This is a genomic window from Deinococcus radiopugnans ATCC 19172 (assembly GCF_006335125.1).
Classification (GTDB): domain Bacteria; phylum Deinococcota; class Deinococci; order Deinococcales; family Deinococcaceae; genus Deinococcus; species Deinococcus radiopugnans.
The window spans coordinates 1-818 of record NZ_VDMO01000074.1 but is presented as its reverse complement, the minus strand read 5'-3'; the positions used below and the strand labels follow the sequence as shown (position 1 = coordinate 818).

The 818-nt window shown below is 76.8% G+C and carries 2 protein-coding genes; both read left to right on the top strand.

Annotated features, from left to right (window positions below):
* On the top strand, positions 1 to 463 hold a 463-nt coding region (locus FHR04_RS20735; RefSeq protein ID WP_139405062.1), incomplete at its 5' end, for a flavodoxin domain-containing protein.
* A gap of 57 nt (positions 464 to 520) precedes the next feature.
* On the top strand, positions 521 to 818 hold a 298-nt coding region (locus FHR04_RS20730; protein WP_139405061.1), incomplete at its 3' end, for a LacI family DNA-binding transcriptional regulator.

Here is an 818-nt window from a genome sequence, read left to right as displayed (position 1 = left end):
CTCGGCCGTCGCGGACGTGCTGCGGGCCCGCGGGCACGTGGTCCACGAGGCCGCGCCCGAGGACGTCACCGACCTCGACGGGTACGACGCGGTCGTCCTCGGGTCGGCGGTGTACACGGCGCACTGGATGCCGGCCGCGCGCGACTTCGCGGCCCGCCTCGCGGGGGACCTGCGCCGGCGGCACGTCTGGGTGTTCTCCTCGGGGCTCGCGACGCAGCCCGCGGCGCGCGCGAACAGCCCGCACGAGCTGCTCGCGCTCATGCAGGACGTCGGGGCGCTCGGCCACCGGGCGTTCGCCGGGCGGCTGCTGCGCAGCGAGCTCGCGTTCGCCGAGCGGGCGATCATCGCCGGCGCGCGCGCCAAGGAGGGCGACCACCGCGACTTCGACGCCGTGCGGGGCTGGGCGCAGGACATCGCGGAGCACCTGCACGCGGTCGCGCCCCGGGCGGCCGCCACCGCCTGACCCCGGCACCGCGCGCCCTGCAAGTCGCTTGCGCGATCCGGTCGTAGACTTGCGCGCATGGCTGGACGGCTGGCGGAGGTCGCGCAGAAGGTCGGGGTGTCCGAGGCGACGGTGAGCCGCGTGCTCAACGGCCGCAGCGGGGTCTCCGAGCAGACGCGCCAGGCGGTGCTGACCGCGCTCGACGTGCTCGGCTACGAGCGGCCCACCAAGCTGCGCGGGGAGCGGGCCCGGCTGGTCGGCCTGGTGCTGCCCGAGCTGCAGAACCCGATCTTCCCGGCGTTCGCCGAGGTCGTGGGCGGCGCGCTCGCCCAGCAGGGCTACACGCCGGTGCTGTGCACGCAGACGGCCGGCGGGG